At 68.6% G+C, this 15,711-nt stretch carries 14 protein-coding genes; 9 read left to right on the forward strand and 5 right to left on the reverse strand.

Annotation, left to right across the window (positions count from 1 at the left end):
* Positions 1-15: 15 nt before the first annotated feature.
* Entirely contained in the window at positions 16-396 is a 381-nt protein-coding gene (locus tag KF889_13330) for a tautomerase family protein (protein MBX3500425.1), read from the reverse strand.
* Between the two features lie 178 nt (positions 397-574).
* Between KF889_13330 and KF889_13335 the strand changes: the two genes are divergently transcribed.
* Genes KF889_13335 through KF889_13355 form a run of 5 tightly spaced genes read left to right on the forward strand, consistent with a single transcriptional unit; the run spans position 575 to position 7,178 of the window.
* The gene (locus KF889_13335) at positions 575-1,444 is read left to right on the forward strand and encodes a damage-inducible mutagenesis protein (protein MBX3500426.1); all 870 of its coding nucleotides are present in this window, start codon (positions 575-577) and stop codon (positions 1,442-1,444) included.
* On the forward strand, positions 1,365-3,068 hold the full coding sequence (locus KF889_13340) for a DNA polymerase Y family protein (GenBank protein ID MBX3500427.1): 1,704 nt from the start codon (positions 1,365-1,367) through the stop codon (positions 3,066-3,068). The genes KF889_13335 and KF889_13340 overlap by 80 nt, the downstream gene beginning before the upstream one ends.
* 53 nt (positions 3,069-3,121) lie before the next feature.
* On the forward strand, positions 3,122-3,358 hold the full coding sequence (locus KF889_13345; GenBank protein MBX3500428.1) for a hypothetical protein: 237 nt from the start codon (positions 3,122-3,124) through the stop codon (positions 3,356-3,358).
* Positions 3,355-3,792 carry a type II toxin-antitoxin system VapC family toxin gene (locus KF889_13350; protein MBX3500429.1) on the forward strand — a complete coding sequence of 146 codons (438 nt, stop codon included), beginning with the start codon at positions 3,355-3,357 and terminating at the stop codon, positions 3,790-3,792. Before KF889_13345 ends, KF889_13350 begins: the two co-directional genes overlap by 4 nt.
* Before the next feature lie 8 nt (positions 3,793-3,800).
* On the forward strand, positions 3,801-7,178 hold the full coding sequence (locus KF889_13355) for an error-prone DNA polymerase (protein ID MBX3500430.1): 3,378 nt from the start codon (positions 3,801-3,803) through the stop codon (positions 7,176-7,178).
* A gap of 410 nt (positions 7,179-7,588) precedes the next feature.
* On the opposite strand, the gene KF889_13360 is transcribed toward KF889_13355, so the two are convergent.
* Positions 7,589-10,033 (reverse strand): ligase-associated DNA damage response DEXH box helicase, encoded by a 2,445-nt coding sequence (locus tag KF889_13360; protein ID MBX3500431.1) that lies wholly within the window; start codon positions 10,031-10,033, stop codon positions 7,589-7,591.
* A gap of 41 nt (positions 10,034-10,074) precedes the next feature.
* Entirely contained in the window at positions 10,075-10,629 is a 555-nt protein-coding gene (locus KF889_13365; GenBank protein ID MBX3500432.1) for a transposase, read from the reverse strand.
* 62 nt (positions 10,630-10,691) lie between these two features.
* On the opposite strand from KF889_13365, the gene KF889_13370 reads away from it, so the two are divergent.
* Together KF889_13370 and KF889_13375 are read left to right on the forward strand one after the other, a co-directional pair.
* Entirely contained in the window at positions 10,692-11,741 is a 1,050-nt protein-coding gene (locus KF889_13370) for a ligase-associated DNA damage response exonuclease (GenBank protein MBX3500433.1), read from the forward strand.
* A 5-nt stretch (positions 11,742-11,746) separates the two neighbouring features.
* Positions 11,747-13,378 carry a cisplatin damage response ATP-dependent DNA ligase gene (locus KF889_13375; GenBank protein MBX3500434.1) on the forward strand — a complete coding sequence of 544 codons (1,632 nt, stop codon included), beginning with the start codon at positions 11,747-11,749 and terminating at the stop codon, positions 13,376-13,378.
* On the opposite strand, the gene KF889_13380 is transcribed toward KF889_13375, so the two are convergent.
* Together KF889_13380 and KF889_13385 are read right to left on the reverse strand one after the other, a co-directional pair.
* A complete protein-coding gene (locus tag KF889_13380; GenBank protein ID MBX3500435.1) occupies positions 13,373-13,771 on the reverse strand; it encodes a type II toxin-antitoxin system VapC family toxin in 399 nt (132 codons plus the stop codon). The genes KF889_13375 and KF889_13380 overlap by 6 nt on opposite strands.
* Positions 13,768-14,019 carry an AbrB/MazE/SpoVT family DNA-binding domain-containing protein gene (locus KF889_13385; GenBank protein ID MBX3500436.1) on the reverse strand — a complete coding sequence of 84 codons (252 nt, stop codon included), beginning with the start codon at positions 14,017-14,019 and terminating at the stop codon, positions 13,768-13,770. Before KF889_13385 ends, KF889_13380 begins: the two co-directional genes overlap by 4 nt.
* Positions 14,020-14,137: 118 nt before the next feature.
* Here KF889_13385 and moaA point away from each other — a divergent pair, with 118 nt between their 5' ends.
* Complete coding sequence (moaA, locus tag KF889_13390; GenBank protein ID MBX3500437.1) at positions 14,138-15,124, forward strand: GTP 3',8-cyclase MoaA; 987 nt, start codon at positions 14,138-14,140, stop codon at positions 15,122-15,124.
* A 1-nt stretch (position 15,125) separates the two neighbouring features.
* Positions 15,126-15,683: an intradiol ring-cleavage dioxygenase gene (locus tag KF889_13395; protein ID MBX3500438.1), complete on the forward strand. Its 558-nt coding sequence runs from the start codon at positions 15,126-15,128 to the stop codon at positions 15,681-15,683.
* Positions 15,684-15,711 lie beyond the last annotated feature (28 nt).

The raw sequence follows: 15,711 nt of genomic DNA on the forward strand, positions 1-15,711 counted from the left end.
GATAGCACCACCGGGTCAGGCGTGCGGCATACGGCCCCCGCCCGGCGACCAGTTCTCCCAGGCGACATCCTGGAACACGATCATCACATGCTCGGGATCGAGGCCGCCGCTGGCGAGGCCGGCGATGGCGTCGGCGACGATCTTCTTCTTCACCTTCACGCTGCGGCCGACGCCCAGCAGGATCTCGACCAGCACGAAATCCTCGCCCCGTGGCGAAGCCAAATCGGGGAAGGTCGGGTCGAATCGGAAGTCGTCCGCGTCGAGCTCGAGCACGCGGTGGAAACGGTCCCGCGGGTTGGCGCCAGAGCCGACCAGGGCCGAGTGAACGGCATCGAGAACCATGGCCTTGAAGGCGGCCGTCTTCGGCTTGCGAACGGTGATAGTGACAATGGGCATCTTGGGGAGAACGCTTCGGTTTTCGACAGGGCGGCCCGGTAAATAACCCAACTAAATCCTAGCTGTAGAGGATTTCTTCCGCCGTACCCACAAGGGGCTGTGGATTGACTCTGAGGGTCGGAGAGACTAGAACAAACAGAGAACAATCGCTCCGCCAGCATAGCCTTTCGAGGGGATCGTGACGGTCATTTTCCCCAGCGCCTTCGCTCCCACCAGTGTCAGCCGGACGGACGCGCCGGTGCTGGTGCTGGACCGCGCCGAGCCCGGTCGCGAGGACGAGCTGCGCCGGCTGCGCGAGACGGTGCGCCGGCTGGAGCGCGGCAGCGGCGCCTCCTCGGCGCTCTCGGTGCCGCTCGACGTGCCGGAGATCGACGCCGTGCTGCCCGATGGCGGGCTGGCCTGCGGCGCGCTGCACGAGATCGTGCCCGGCGATGCCGCGCATGACGGCGCCGCGCTGGGCTTCACCGCCGCCGCCTTGGGCCGTTTCGCCCAGGCGCGACACGGCCAGATCCTGTGGATCCATCGCAATGCCGGCGGGCTGACCGCACCGCCTTACGCCCCCGCCCTCGCCGCCTTCGTCGATCCGGCCAGCGTGATCCTGGCCTCCCCGCGGCGCGTCGAGGACGCGCTGTGGGCCATGGAGGAAGGCCTGCGCTGCGGCGCGCTCGCCGCCGTCGTCGGCGAGATCGACAAGGTCGAGCTGGCCGCGACGCGCCGCCTGCAGCTTGCCGCCGAGAAGAGCGGCGTGCCGGCGCTCTTGCTGCGCGTCGCCGACAGGAAGGCCGGCGCGATCTCGGCCGCCGTGACACGCTGGCGCGTCGCCTCGGCGCCGTCGCGCTCGCGCCTCGATGCCGATGGCCAGCCGCTCGACGATATCGGCGGCCTGCGCTGGCGCCTCGATCTGTTGCGCAATCGCTTCGGCGATCCGGCGCGCACCGAAATCCCCTCGTGGCTGGTGGAGTGGACCAATGAAAAGGGTCATCTCGCTGTGGTTCCCGAAACTGTCGGCCGACCGCATGGCGCGCCGGCACAAAGACTGGCTGGCTAAGACCGCCGCCCTGATCGGCTTCCATCAGGGCGGCCCGCGCATCGTCGCGGTCAACGAGCACGCGCGCTCGGCCGGCATCCGCGCCGGCCAGCGCCTGGCCGATGCGCGCACCTTGGTGCCCGACCTCACCACCGCGCATGCCGAGCCCGCTGCCGACCTGAAGCTGCTCGAGACGCTCGCCGGCTGGTGCGAGCGCTACACGCCCTGGGTGGCGATCGACCCGCTGGGTGGCGCGCTGGTCGATTCCGGCTTCGCGATGGACGAGGCGGCGCAGATCGTCGATCGCATGGCCACCGCGAGCTTCGGCGGCGATGGCGGCTTGATGCTCGACGTCACCGGCTGCGGCCACCTCTTCGGTCCCGGCATCGAGGGCGAGCGCGCCCTGCTCGCCGATCTCACCGCCCGACTCGCGCGCCACGGCTTCAGCGTGCGCGCGGCGATGGCCGACACCGCCGGCGCCGCCTGGGCGCTGGCACGTTTTGCCGAGAGGCAAAAAGACCTGCTGGCGCCGGCCGCCGGCCATCGTGCGCTGCTCGCCGCGCTGCCGGTCGAGGCGCTGCGGCTCGACGCGACCACCGCCGAGACCCTGCGTCGGCTGGGCCTGCGCAAGATCGGCGACCTGCTGCCCATGCCGCGCGCGCCGCTGGCGCAGCGCTTCGGCGATCTGCTGGTGCGCCGCCTCGACCAGGCGCTGGGCAGCGCCGCCGAGACCATCCAGCCGCGCCTGCCGGCGCCGGCCTTCCGCACGCGCCTGGCCTTCGCCGAGCCGATCGGCCGCGCCGAGGACATCGCCGCCGCCACCAGCCGCCTGCTCGCCGCGCTCTGCGGCCAGTTCGAGAAGGCCGGCGTCGGCGCGCGCCGGCTGGAGCTGTCGCTGTTCCGCGTCGACGGCTCGATCGAGCGCACCGCCATCGGCACCGGAAGGCCCAGCCGCGACAACGTCCATCTGATGAAGCTCTTCCAGGAGCCGCTGGCGCATCTCGATGCCGGCTTCGGCGTCGAGCTGATGATGCTGTCGGCCGCCGCGGTCGAGCCGTTCGACACCCAGCAGGTGGCGCTGGCCCATGCGGTGGGCGGCGAGGTGCTGCTGGCACAGGGCAGCGACGCGCCCACCGCGCCTGCGCGCGGCGACAAGACCGAGGTGGTGCAGCTCGTCGACCGTCTGACCCAGCGCCTGGGCACCGCCAACGTCGTGCGCCTCGCGCCGCGCGCCAGCCACCTGCCCGAACGCGCCGTGATCGCGCTGCCGGTTTCCAGACCTGCGGTGCGCGCCGGGCTGTGGGCCAAGGTCGCGGCCTACAAGGGCCCGCGTCCGACTCGCCTGCTGGCGCGGCCCGAGGCGATCCAGACCACGGCGCAATTGCCCGACGATCCGCCGCGCCAGTTCAACTGGCGCGGCACGCTGCATCGCCTGAAGCGCGTCGAGGGGCCGGAGCGCCTGGTCGATGAGTGGTGGCAGGAATCGGTGCCGGCGGATCAGGTCGAGGCAGCGCCGTCGGGCCGCGACTACTACCGGGTCGAGGACGAGGACGGCCAGCGCTTCTGGCTCTACCGCGACGGCCCGATCAACGCGCCCGCCGTCCCGCCGGCCTCGCGCTGGTACGTCCATGGCTTTTGTGCATGACAGCAAAATGCTATCATAATGATGGCATTGTTGCTGATCTCACGGAGCCCATCATGACCAACGTCACCATCCGTAACCTGGACGCCAAAGTCGTCCAACGGCTGAAGGCGCGCGCCAAGACGAACAATCGCTCGTTCGAAGCGGAGCTTCGCGACACCCTGACCCAGTCCGCTCTGCGACCTTCGACGGCGGAACTGCTGGCCGAAGCAGATCGCATCGCGGCCATGACACCCAAGGGCGTGAAGCAGACCGACAGCGTCATCCTGCTGCGTGAGGATCGTGATCGATGACCGAGCTGGTCATCGATGCCAGTGTCGCCATCAAATGGCTCGTGCCGGAGGATTTGCGGCAGGAGGCGCTCGCGCTCGTCAGGATGGAATTCGAGCTGACCGCTCCGGACATCCTGATTCCCGAGATCGGGAACATCGCTTGGAAAAAGCAGGTTCGCGGAGAGATCGATCTCCAACAGGGTCAGCTCATCGGCAACAGGATCGGCGCCTATTTCCACGAGATCGTTCCGTCGGCTTCCGTGATCTCGAGCGCTCTCGACATCGCCATCGCACTGAAGCACCCCATCTACGATTGCTTCTATCTGGCCTGCGCCCGTCAACGAAGAGCGCCACTTGTAACGGCTGACGCTCGTCTCGTTGTCTTTGCCCACTCGCTGTCACCCAGCGTCTCGGCAATCGCTCTGCACGACGCCGTCCGCGCCCTTGGACTCTAGGAGTCACCATGCTCGGGCCGTTCCGCTATGCCGAGCTGCAGGTCACGTCCAACTACAGCTTCCTGCGCGGCGGCTCGCATCCGCATGAGCTGGTCGGCCAGGCGGCGGATCTCGGCCTGGCGGCGATCGGCATCACCGATCGCTGCACGCTGGCCGGCGTGGTGCAGGCGCATGTCGCGGCACGCAAGGTCAACAATCTGGGCGGCAGCATCAAGCTGCTGATCGGCAGTCGCATCGATACGCGCGATGGCCTGTCGCTGCTGCTCTATCCCACGGACCTGCCCGCCTACAGCCGGCTCACGCGCCTGCTGACCCTGGGCAACAGCCGCGCGCCCAAGGGGCAGTGTCATCTGTTGCGCGACGATCTGGCTCAGTACGCCGAGGGGCTGATCGCCATCGCGCTGCCGCCGCGCGACGTCGATGACCCGGGCTTTCCGCACAGGCTGCGTTTCCTCTCGGATACCTATCGCCGCTGCTATCTCGCAGCCTCGGTCTCGGCGCGCGGCGACGATGCGCAACGGCTGGCGGCGATCGAGATGCTGGCGCGCCAGCACCGCACGCCCATGGTCGCGACCAACGACGTGCATTATCACGCGCCCGACCGCCGCGCGCTGCAGGACGTGGTCACCGCCATCCGGCTGGGCCGCACGGTCGACAGTCTCGGCTTCCACCGTTTCGCCAACGCCGAGCGGCACCTGAAATCGCCCGACGAGATGGCCCGCCTGTTCCGCAAGTATCCCGCCGCCCTCGCCCACACGGTCGAGATCGCCGATGCCTGCACCTTCGACCTCGACCAGCCGAAATACGTCTATCCCGCCGAATGCGACGATGGCGAGACGCCGCAGGAGAAGCTGGAGCGGCTGACATGGCAAGGCGCGGACTGGCGCTACCCCGACGGCGTGCCCGATCCGGTTCGCGACCAGCTCCACAAGGAATTCGATCTGATCCGGCAGCGCGAATACGCCTCGTACTTCCTGACGGTGTACGACATCGTCCAGTACGCGCGGGCAAACGGGATCCTCTGCCAGGGGCGCGGGTCGGCGGCCAACTCCTCGGTGTGCTACTGCCTCGGCATCACCTCGGTTGCTCCCGACAAGATCAAGCTCCTGTTCGCGCGCTTCCTGTCGAGCAACCGCAACGAGCCGCCCGACATCGACGTCGATTTCGAGCATGAGCGGCGCGAGGAAGTGATCCAGTGGATCTACGAGAAGTACGGCCGCGCGCGCGCCGGCCTGGCCGCCACGGTCATCGCCTATCGCAGCCGCAGCGCGATTCGTGACGTCGGCAAGGCGCTGGGGCTTTCCTCCGACACGCTGGGCATCCTCGCCGACACGGTCTGGGGCATGGGCGTCGGCGGCATCGACGAGAAGCATGTGCGCGAGGCGGGCCTCGACCTTGAAGATCGTCGCCTGGCGCTGGCGCTGCGCCTGTCCTCGACGCTCATCGATTTCCCCCGCCACCTGTCGCAGCACGTCGGCGGCTTCGTCTTCACCGCCGACCGTCTCGACGATCTGGTGCCGATCCAGAACGCGACGATGGAGAAGCGCACCGTCGTCGAATGGAACAAGGACGACCTCGACTCGCTGCGCATCCTGAAGGTCGATGTGCTGGCGCTGGGCATGCTGACCTGCATCCGCAAGGGACTCGACCTGCTGCGCGAGCGCTACGGCATCAGCCACGATCTCGCGAGCATCCCGCCGGAGGAACCGGCGGTCTACGAGATGCTGGGACGCGCCGATTCGCTGGGCGTCTTCCAGGTCGAGAGCCGGGCGCAGATGTCGATGCTGCCGCGCCTGCGCCCGAAGAAGTTCTATGATCTCGTGATCGAGGTGGCGATCGTGCGGCCCGGCCCGATCCAGGGCGACATGGTGCATCCCTATCTGCGCCGCCGCGACGGCATCGAGAAGATCGAGTACCCCTCGCCCGAGCTGAAGAAAGCCCTCGAGCGCACGCTGGGCGTGCCGCTGTTCCAGGAACAGGCGATGGACATCGCCATCGTCGCCGCCGGCTTCAGCGAGGCCGAGGCCGATGGCCTGCGCAAGGCGATGGCGACCTTCCGGCACAACGGCACGATCGGAAATTACCGCGAGCGCTTCATCGGGGGCATGGTGGGCAACGGCTACGAGCGGGCGTTCGCCGAGCGGTGCTTCTCGCAGATCGAAGGCTTCGGCGAGTACGGCTTCCCCGAGAGCCACGCCGCCAGCTTCGCGCTGCTGGTCTACGCCTCGTCGTGGATCAAATGCTACTTCCCCGACGTCTTCGCCTGCGCCCTGCTCAACAGCCAGCCGATGGGCTTCTACGCGCCGGGACAGATCGTGCGCGACGCGCGCGAGCACGGCATCACCGTGCTGCCGCCCGACATCAACGTCAGCGACTGGGACAACACGCTGGAACCGGTGCTGCTCACCGACGCATTGAGGAAGGACGAACGCCGCCTGGGCACGGGCACGCCGTTGCCGGCGCTATACGCGCTGCGGCTGGGGTTCCGGCAGATCGAAGGCGCCAGCGAGAAGGAGATGAAGAGCCTCGTCGAGCGCCGTGGCGCGGGCTATCGCGACGTGGCCGACCTCTGGCGGCGCGGCGAGGTCTCGCGCGCGCAGATCGAGGTGCTGGCGCGTGCCGATGCGTTCGGCTCGCTCGCGATGTCGCGGCGTGACGTGCTGTGGGCGGCCAAGAGCCTGCGCGACGATCGCCTGCCCCTGCTCGACGGCGTCGCGACAGCCGACCGCGAGCCGAAGGTCGCGTTGCCCACGGCGGCGCTGGGCGAGCAGGTCGTCGACGACTATGTCAGCCTGCGCATGTCGCTGCGCAAGCATCCGCTGGCGCTGCTGCGGCCGCGCCTGGACGCCGACCGCGTAACACTGGCGTCCCAGCTCGCGACGGCGCCGCTCGACAGGACCCTCGGCGTCTGCGGCCTGGTGCTGGTGCGCCAGCGGCCGGGCACGGCCAGCGGCGTGGTGTTCGCCACGCTGGAGGACGAGACCGGCATCGCCAATATCGTCATCTGGCCCAAGGTGTTCGAGAAGCACCGCCGCGTCGTGATGACGTCGCGGCTGCTGCTGGTCAAAGGCAGGCTGCAGCGCGAGAAGGAGGTGATCCATCTCGTCGCTGATCGGCTGGAGGACCTGTCGGGCTGGCTCGATGGCCTGGCCGATATCGACGAGACGATCGATGCGACGCCGCGCGACAAGCGCAGCCAGCGCGCGCCATCACCGCCGCGCAACCGTTTCCATCACCCGCGCGACCTGGTGGTCTGGACCCGCGCCGACGCCGTCAGGCACGGCGAGCCCGAGCCGCGCGACGTCGAACGTGCCCGCGAGGCCGAGGCCGCCCGGCCCCACGGCGCGGTACGCCGCATCGGCGCGCGCTCGCGCGACTTCCATTGACGCAGAGGCCCGGGAACCGCCTGCCGGGCGTGAACTCCCGGGCACCGACCAGCCGGGGGTGAGGGATGGTGAACCATTGCCGGGTTATCACCGTCACGCGCGCGGACGGTCGATAAGGGAGAAACCTTCACAATCCTTCACCCCCCCCGGCAGGGCAATCGCATAAGACTCCGACGAGTCTTCCTTCTCCCCGCGAAGGCGGGGAGAAGGTGCCCGAAGGGCGGATGAGGGGCTTCGCGAAATCTCGACAACAACGCTTCTTGTCGTTGCTCGAGGAAGCCCCTCATCCGCCTCGCTGGCGCTCGGCACCTTCTCCCCGCCTTCGCGGGGAGAAGGGAAGAATCTCTAATGCGCCCGCTCTGCCCCCCGGGATCAGCCTCCGTAGCGGGGGTGGTAGCGGGCCGGCGCCTTCACCGCCGTGTCGCCTCCGCGATCAGGTCCTGCGCCGCCTCGTCGAGCAGCTCGTCGACCGTGTCGTCGCCCATCACGCGCTCGCGGCCGATCTCCAGCAGCACCGGCACGGCGAGCGGCGAGACGCGGTCGAGGCGGTGATAGTCGATCCTGCCCTTGGCCCGGCGCAGCAGCTCGCCCAGGCGGCGGATGTCGGCGAGCTGCCAGGCGGCGTCCTGGCGCGTGGCGCGCAGCAGGATGTGGTCGGGCTCGTGCTTGCGCAGCGCGTCGTAGATCAGGTCGGCGCTGAAGGTGACCTGCCGGCGCGTCTTCTCCTGGCCGGGATGGCGGCGCTCGATCAGCCCGGCGATCACCGCGACGTTGCGGAAGGAACGGCGCAGCATCGAGCTTTCGTCCATCCACGCCTCGAGGTCGTCGCCCAGCATGTCCTCGTCGAACAGCGCCTCGATCTGCTTCGGCGTCGCCGGCCGCAGGCCCCAGATGCCCAGCACGTAGTCGGTGGCGACGAAGCCCAGCGGCCTCAAGCCCATGCGCTCCATGCGCCGCGTCAGCAGCATGCCGAGCGTCTGGTGCGCGTTGCGGCCCTCGAAGCAATAGGCGACGAGGAACTGCCTGGAGCCGCGCGGGAAGCCCTCGATCAGCAGCCGCTCCGGATGCGGCAGTCGCGAACGCAGCTTCTGGATATGCAGCCACTCCTGCACGTCGGACGGCAGCAGATGATGCCGCTCGGGGTCGGCGATGATGCCGCGCACGCGTTGCGCCAGGTAGGTGCTGAGCGGCAGGCGCCCGCCGCCATAGGCCGGCACCTTGGGATCCTCGCCACTCTTGGCCGGCGTCACCTCGGCGTGCAGCTGGCGGATGCCTTCGTAGCGCAGCAGGCGGCCGGCGAAGATGAAGGTATCGCCGCTGACCAGGCCCTGGATGAAGGCCTCCTCGACCTCGCCCAGCACCGGCCCACCCCTGAGCTTCACCTTCAGGAGCGGCAGCTCGACGATGGTGCCGACATTGAGCCGGTACTGGCGGATCGCGTCGGGCCGCGCCACCTGCCAGCGCCCGTCTGAGCGATGGAACAGCCGGCGCCACTTCTCGTAGGCGCCCAGCGCATAGCCGCCGGTGGCGATGAAGTCGAAGGTGTCGTCGAAATCCCTGCGCGTAAGCTCGCGGTACGGGCCGGTGCGTCGCGCTTCCTCGAACATCTGGTCGCGATCGATCGGCTGCGAGCAGGCCGAGCCGAGGATGTGCTGCGCCAGCGCGTCGAGGCTGGGCGGTCGCGGTGGATCGCCGTCGAGCTCGTGCGCGTTGACCGCCTCGAGCGCCGCGATGCATTCCAGCACCTCGAAGCGATTGCCCGGTGCGAGGATCGCCTTGCTCGGCTCGTCCATGCGGTGATTGGCGCGGCCGACGCGCTGCAGCAGGCGGCTGACGCCCTTGGGCGCGCCGACCTGCACCACCAGGTCGATGTCGCCCCAGTCGATGCCGAGATCGAGCGACGAGGTCGCGACCACCGCGCGCAATCTGCCGGCCGCCATCGCCGCCTCGATCTTGCGGCGCTGCTCGACCTCGAGGCTGCCGTGATGCAGGCCGATCGGCAGGTTCTCGTCGTTCATGCGCCACAGATCGTCGAACACGATTTCCGCCGTGGCCCGCGTATTGACGAACACGATGGTCATGCGGTGTTGCCGGATCGCCTGGTAGACGTCGGGCAGCGTGTGGCGCGCCATGTGCCCGCCCCACGGCACGCGCGCCTCGGGCGAGAGAATCGACAGCGCCGGCTGCGCGCCGCCGGCCACACGCACCGTCTCGACCGGTCGGCCGCCCAGCGCCAGCCAGTCGGCCAGCGCCGCCGGATCGTGCACCGTGGCCGACAGGCCGACGAAGCGCGTCTGCGGCGACATGGTCGCCAGGCGCGACAGGCCCAGCGCCAGCAGATGGCCGCGCTTGGTCGTCGCCAGCGCGTGAAGTTCGTCGACGATCACGGTCGACAGCGCGCTGAAATATTCGGCCGCGTCGGGATAGGACAGCAGCAGCGCCAGCGACTCCGGCGTGGTCAGCAGGATGTCCGGCGGATTAAGCCGCTGGCGCTGGCGCCGATTCTGCGGCGTGTCGCCGGTACGCGTCTCGGCGCGCACCGCCAGGTCCATCTCCTCGATCGGATTCTGCAGGTTGCGCGTGACGTCGGTGGCCAGCGCCTTGAGCGGCGAGATGTAGAGCGTGTGCAGCCTGCCGGTCGCGACCTTGCGCGCCGTCAGCTCGATCAGGCTGGGCAGGAAGCCTGCCAGCGTTTTACCGGCACCGGTGGGCGCGATCAGCAGCGCCGATTTCCCGGCCTGCGCCAGCCGCACCATCTCCATCTGGTACGGCCGCGCCTGCCATCCGCGCCTGGCGAACCAGCCGGCAAAGGTCGCCGGCAGCACCGCCCGCCCCGCCGCCTCGAACAACGGCAGGTCATCTGTCTTCGGGCCGCGCCGCTCCAGCGGCGCTCTTTTCACGACTCGCGACGACGCCACGCGCTGCTCCATCGCCACGCGTCGGCCGTCGTCACCAAGCCGGCCTGAACAGGATTGCTCTCGATGTACTGCATCGCCACTATGAAGTGCGCATCGTCTCGAACGTAGCGGTCGAAATAGTCCACCTGCCAGAATGGCTCCGTACGTCCAAGATGCCGATTGGCCATTCGGGCCGAGTATTGTTTCCAGGACGCCACGATGTCTCCGAGCCGGTATCGTTCGCCAATCTCAGCCATGACATGGACATGGTTCGGCATGACGCACCACGCAATCAGGCGATAGCGATCGCCGTCGAAGTGCAGCAACGCCTCCTCGACCAGACCGGCGACCAGAGGATCGTTCAGCCAACAGGCACCGTGGCCGGCATCGAGAACCGCGTCCCACCGCGCGTCATCCTCCCCGCGATCCCGCAGCTCCAGCGCGACCGCACGAGGCAAGCTATCCGCCAGCCTGAAGGTCACGGTCTGGACGAGTTGCGGCGAGTCCAAATGTGGCAGATAGCCCCGTGAATGCCAGCCCTTGGGCTCCTTCATCCACTGTGCCCTTTGAGAGATGCGCCGCTGGAGCGGCGCGGCCCGAAGACTATATAAGCTCCATGCCCGTCGATCCCACACCTTCCGATCCGCGCTCGTGGTTGTTCACGACGCCGCAGGGGCTCTATTGCGCGCCCGGTGACTTTCACATCGATCCGGCCCGGGCGGTGAAGCGCGCGGTGGTGACGCATGGTCATGGCGATCATGCGCGGTCGGGCCACGGCGCGACGCTGGCGACACGCGAGACGATCGAGATCATGAAGGTGCGCTTCGGCGAGGAGCTGGGCGTCACCCAGAGCCTGCGCTACGGCGAGACGGCGCGGATTGGCGACGTCGACGTGCGGCTGGTGCCGGCCGGGCACATTCTCGGCAGCGCGCAGATCGTGCTCGAGTGGCAGGGCTCGCGCATCGTCGTGTCAGGGGACTTCAAGCGGCGGCGCGATCCCACCTGCTCCGCCTTCGAGCCGGTGACGTGCGACGTGTTCATCACCGAGGCGACCTTCGCACTGCCGGTGTTCCGGCATCCGCCCGACAGCCACGAGATCGGCCGGTTGCTGCAGTCGATCAAGACCTTTCCTGAGCGGTGCCATCTCGTCGGTGTCTACGCGCTCGGCAAATGCCAGCGTGTGATCCGGCTGCTGCGCGAGGCCGGCTACGACAAGCGGGTCTGGCTGCATGGCGCGCTGGTCTCGTTGTGTGACCTCTACACGCGCGAGGGCGTGGGTCTCGGCGACATCGCGGCGGTCGGCGAGATGGGCCGCAACCCCAGGGACGATCTGTTCGGCCGCGATGCGTTCAAGGGTGCCATCGTGCTCTGCCCGCCCGGCGCACTCAGCGATCGGTGGTCCAGGCGCTTTCCTGATCCCCTGCCGGTCGCCGCGTCAGGCTGGATGCGCGTGCGCGCCCGGGCACGGCAGCACGGCGCGGAGCTGCCGCTGGTGATCTCCGACCATGCCGACTGGGACGAACTCTGCCGCACCATTCGCGACGTGCAGGCGCCCAGGCTCTGGGTGACGCATGGCCGCGAGGACGCGCTGGTGCACCAGGCGCGCAGCATGGGCATTGAAGCCGACGCACTGCACGTCGCAGGCCGCGAAGAGGAAGGCGCGTAGGCCACATGCAGCGCTTCGCCGAGCTGCTTGATTCGCTGGCCTTCCAGCCGGCGCGCAACGCCAAGCTGCGGCTGATCACGACCTATCTCGCCGCGACACCCGATCCGGACCGCGGCTATGCGCTGGCGGCGCTGACCGGCACGCTCGACCTGCCCAACGCCAAGCCGGCGCTGCTGCGCGAGTTCGGCGTGCAGCGCCTGGGCGAGACGCTGTTCACGCTGTCCTACGACTATGTCGGCGACCTCGCCGAGACGCTGTCGCTGGTCTGGGACGCCAACGTCAAACCGGACGCCGAGGCGAGCGGGCCGCAGACTGGCCACAACCGCCCGCCACCGTCGCTGGGCGAGATCGTCGACAGATTGCGTCTGACATCGAAGCGCGAGACACCGCCGCTGATCGAGTCCTGGCTCGACGAGCTGGACGCCACCGGCCGCTGGGCGCTGATCAAGCTGGTGACCGGTGCGCTGAGAGTCGGCGTCTCGGCGCGGCTGGCCAAGCAGGCGGCCGCCGATCTCGGCGGTGTGAGCGTCGACGACGTCGAGGAGGTCTGGCACGCGCTGAAGCCGCCCTATACATCGCTGTTCGACTGGCTGACGAAAGGCGCGCCGCGCCCGGCGGTGGCGGCGACGACGGCGGTCTTCCGGCCGCTGATGCTGGCCAATCCGCTCGAGGAGAGCGAGCTGGCCAGTCTCGATCCGCTGGCCTATCGCGCCGAGTGGAAATGGGACGGCATCCGCGTGCAGCTGGCGGCCGGCGGCGAGCGGCGGCGCATCTTCACGCGCGGCGGCGACGATGCGACCTCGGCCTTCCCGGACATTCTGGAAGCGATGGATTTCGACGCGGTGCTCGACGGCGAGCTCCTGGTGGCCCATCCCGGCATCGGCGATGCCGGCCCGACCATCGCGCCGTTCAACGATCTGCAGCAGCGGCTCAACCGCAAGACCATCACGCCCAAGATGCTGCGCGACCATCCCGCACACATCCGCCTGTACGACGCGCTGTTCCTCGGCGGCGAGGACCTGCGAGCGCGCTCCTTCGACGAGCGCCGCGCGCGGCTGGAGGCGTGGTTCGACGACAAGCCGCGCGGACCTTTCGACCTCTCTCCGCTGATCCGTTTCACCACCTGGGACGAGCTCGTCGAGCTGCGCGCCGGCGCGCGCGCCGCCGAGATCGAGGGCCTGATGCTCAAGCGCGCCGACAGCGCCTATGTCGCGGGCCGACCCAAGGGTCCGTGGTTCAAGTGGAAGCGCGCGGCGCTGACCGCCGATTGCGTGCTGATGTACGCCCAGCGCGGCCACGGCAAGCGTTCGTCGTACTACTCCGACTATACGTTTGGCTGCTGGCGCGACGAGGAGCTGGTGCCCGTGGGCAAGGCCTATTCCGGCTTCACCGACGAGGAGCTGCTGCGGCTCGACAAGTGGGTGCGCGACCACACCACCAACCGCTTCGGCCCGGTGCGCGAGGTCGAGCCCGGTCTGGTGCTGGAGATCGCCTTCGACGCCGTCCAGCGTTCGAGCCGGCACAAATCGGGCATCGCCATGCGGTTCCCACGGGTGCACCGCATCCGCTGGGACAAGCCATTCGCCGAGGCCGACAGGCTGGACGCGTTGACGCGACTGTTGCCCGCGATGTCATAGTAGATCGACGACGGGCTCGGAACGCCGCAACTTCGCGGCGTCCCGCGCGAAGGCACGATCGAACGTCACAAGACGATCGGCGTCCATGGCGAGGCACAAATGCAGCGCGTCGGCGAAGTCGAGACCGCCGGCATACAGCTCGAGCGCACGCCAAACCGCGGCCGGGTCGTCCACGCGCACGGTCGGCAGGCCCATGAAGCCGGTGAGAGCGGCGACGATTGCCGGCCGCTGTAGCCCGTAAGCCCGCTCCAGGGTCCACACCGTCTCCAGCAGGACGGTGCTCAAGACCCGGACGGCTTCGCTCTCGATCAGTGCCCGGCTTGTGGCGGCCTGGGTCGGATCGTCCTGGACGAGCACGCGGACGATGACATTGGTATCGATGACGGCCGTCACGGCTGACGCCGGCGGAATGATCGCGCGACCGCCTCGTGCATCTCCTCGACGGTGAGCGCCGGCCCATCATACTTCAGGCAGCCAAACACCTCGTCCATGGTGGTCGGGCGCGCCGACATGACCGGAGTCAGGACAAGGACACCGTCCCGCGCCTCGACGTCGAATTCGGTCCCCGGTGACCAGCGATTGGCTCGCCTTATGTCACTGGGCACCACGATCTGGCCCTTTGCCGACAGTCGCGTGCGCATCAGAATCCTCCATGTAAGACAAAGGTAAGACGCGACTTCGGCCAAATCAAGGGCAGTGACATTCATCACGGTTTTGAGGGTCGTAGGACGGGCATGCTGCCACTATATTGCGCTCACCATGATCGACCCCTTCGGCCGGCACATTTCCTACCTGCGCGTCTCGGTGACGGATCGCTGCGATTTCCGCTGCGTCTACTGCATGGCCGAGGACATGACCTTCCTGCCCAAGGCCGACCTGCTGTCGCTGGAGGAGCTGGAGCGGTTGTGCGGTGCCTTCATCGGGCTTGGCGTGAAGAAGCTGCGCCTGACCGGTGGTGAGCCGCTGGTACGCAAGAACGTGATGTCGCTGGTGCGCGGCCTGTCGAAGCGTATCGGCAACGGGCTCGAGGAGCTGACGCTGACCACCAACGGCAGCCAGCTGGCGAAGCACGCCCGGGAGCTGGCGGATTGCGGCGTGAAGCGGCTCAACGTCTCGCTCGATTCGCTGGACCGCGACAAGTTCCGCACGCTGACCCGCTGGGGCGACCTCGACCAGGTGATGCGCGGCATCGACGCCGCCCAGCAGGCCGGACTGCACATCAAGATCAACGCCGTGGCGCTGAAGGGCGTCAACGACATGGAGTTCGACCAGCTGATCCGCTGGAGCCATGGCCGCGGCATGGACCTGGTGTTCATCGAGGTCATGCCGATGGGCGAGATCGGCGAGCAGCGCGTCGATCAGTACCTGCCGCTGTCGATGGTGCGCGCCGATCTGGCGCGGCGCTTCACCATGACCGACCTCGATTTCACGACGGGCGGGCCGGCGCGCTACGTCAGGGTCGCCGAGACCGGCGGCCGGCTGGGCTTCATCACGCCCTTGACTCACAATTTTTGTGAAGCCTGCAATCGCGTGCGGCTGACCTGCACCGGCACGCTCTACATGTGCCTGGGCCAGGAGGATGCCGCCGACCTGCGCGCGCCGCTGCGCGCCAGCGAGAGCGACGAGCAGCTGGTCGAGGCGATCCACAAGGCGATCGCGCGCAAGCCCAAGGGCCACGACTTCGTCATCGACCGCCGCCGCCGCACGCCCGCCGTGGCGCGCCACATGAGCGTGACCGGCGGCTGATATGCCGTCGCGGCGGCATCTCCTGCTCCTCGGCACCGGCGGCCTGATCGCCGCCGCGGGTCCCGCCCTGGCGCAGCCGGTCGCCTGCACGCCCGGCATCGCCGCCACCGAACGCCAGACCGAGGGCCCGTTCTTCCGCGGCGGCTCGCCGCTGCAGGCGAACCTCGCCGCCCAGCACCGCGGCGAGCGCATCAGCCTCGACGGCATCGTGATGACGCGCACCTGCCAGCCTGTGCGCGGCGCGATCGTCGACCTCTGGCACGCCGATGCCGCCGGTGACTACGACAACCGCGGCTACGAGTTCCGCGGACATCAGATCACCGACGAGCGCGGTCACTGGCGCTTCGAGACCGTCGTGCCGGGGCGCTATCCGGGCCGCACCCGGCACTATCACGTGAAGGTGACGCCGCCGGGCGGCCGAACCCTGACGACGCAGCTCTACTTCCCCGGCGACCCCGGCAACGCACGCGACGTGCTCTACAAGCCGTCGCTGCAGATGCTCACGGGCAAGGCGTCGACTGCCGCCACCGCGCGCTTCGATTTCATCGTCGAGGTTTGACTGGCAGCGCCGGCGCGCGAAGGCAGAA

Source organism: Alphaproteobacteria bacterium (assembly GCA_019635875.1).
Lineage (GTDB): Bacteria > Pseudomonadota > Alphaproteobacteria > Reyranellales > Reyranellaceae > JAFAZJ01.

Bases quoted from the DNA above. Each gene is read 5' to 3' on its own strand.
- KF889_13375 (MBX3500434.1), top strand. From the start codon at position 11,747: ATGCAGCGCTTCGCCGAGCTGCTTGATTCGCTGGCCTTCCAGCCGGCG.
- KF889_13340 (MBX3500427.1), top strand. From the start codon at position 1,365: ATGAAAAGGGTCATCTCGCTGTGGTTCCCGAAACTGTCGGCCGACCGC.
- moaA (MBX3500437.1), top strand. From the start codon at position 14,138: ATGATCGACCCCTTCGGCCGGCACATTTCCTACCTGCGCGTCTCGGTG.
- KF889_13355 (MBX3500430.1), top strand. From the start codon at position 3,801: ATGCTCGGGCCGTTCCGCTATGCCGAGCTGCAGGTCACGTCCAACTAC.
- KF889_13370 (MBX3500433.1), top strand. From the start codon at position 10,692: ATGCCCGTCGATCCCACACCTTCCGATCCGCGCTCGTGGTTGTTCACG.
- KF889_13350 (MBX3500429.1), top strand. From the start codon at position 3,355: ATGACCGAGCTGGTCATCGATGCCAGTGTCGCCATCAAATGGCTCGTG.
- KF889_13345 (MBX3500428.1), top strand. From the start codon at position 3,122: ATGACCAACGTCACCATCCGTAACCTGGACGCCAAAGTCGTCCAACGG.
- KF889_13330 (MBX3500425.1), bottom strand. From the start codon at position 396: ATGCCCATTGTCACTATCACCGTTCGCAAGCCGAAGACGGCCGCCTTC.
- KF889_13385 (MBX3500436.1), bottom strand. From the start codon at position 14,019: ATGCGCACGCGACTGTCGGCAAAGGGCCAGATCGTGGTGCCCAGTGAC.
- KF889_13395 (MBX3500438.1), top strand. From the start codon at position 15,126: ATGCCGTCGCGGCGGCATCTCCTGCTCCTCGGCACCGGCGGCCTGATC.
- KF889_13365 (MBX3500432.1), bottom strand. From the start codon at position 10,629: ATGAAGGAGCCCAAGGGCTGGCATTCACGGGGCTATCTGCCACATTTG.